This window comes from Vibrio sp. Vb0349, from assembly GCF_033338975.1.
Genome location: NZ_JAWOTS010000076.1, coordinates 1,464 through 2,167, shown reverse-complemented (window position 1 = coordinate 2,167; position 704 = coordinate 1,464). Strand labels below are relative to the sequence as shown.

Here is a 704-nt window from a genome sequence, read left to right as displayed (position 1 = left end):
ATGTTACGTAGGCGAATTGATTCTTGGCCCCATGGGTCGCTTTGCATTAGGTTTTCGTTGTTCTCTACGTTCAGTACGGACTTAATATCACGTTGAAGCTGTTCACGCAGTCGGTCACCCAATGGTTGAAGTTGAGGTTCAACTAGGCGTTGGTCATAGTAGCGAGAGATTTCCATGTTGCACTTGGTGTACACCATCTCAAGCATACCTAGGCGAGTTGAGAAGAACGGCCATTCGCGACACATTTCTTCCAGTAGCGCCTGATGACCTTTGTCTACTGAGTACTGAATAGCTTCACCTGCGCCTAACCAAGCCGGAAGCACCAAACGGTTTTGGCTCCACGAGAAGATCCAAGGAATTGCACGTAAGCTTTCTACACCGCCATTTGGATTACGTTTCGCTGGGCGTGAACCAAGCGGCAGTTTGCCTAGCTCTAGTTCAGGCGTCGCTTGACGGAAGTATGGAACAAAATCTGGTTCGCCACGGACGACGCCACGGTAAGCTTCACAGCTCACTTCCGACAGCACTTCCATCAAGTCGCGCCATTCTTGTTTTGGCTCTGGTGGTGGCAGTAGATTTGCTTCCAAAATGGCGCTTGCATACAAGTTGAAGCTGTTTACCGCAACATCTGGTAGACCCAGTTTAAAGCGGATCATTTCGCCTTGTTCTGTTACGCGTAACCCGCCTTTCAAGCTCTTTGGTGG

At 49.6% G+C, this 704-nt stretch carries 1 protein-coding gene; it reads right to left on the bottom strand.

Features of this window, described 5'->3' with window-relative positions; translation table 11 throughout:
- Positions 1–704 (bottom strand): phosphoenolpyruvate carboxylase (locus tag R7Q47_RS23285; RefSeq protein WP_318089419.1); only part of this gene is annotated, 704 nt, incomplete at both ends.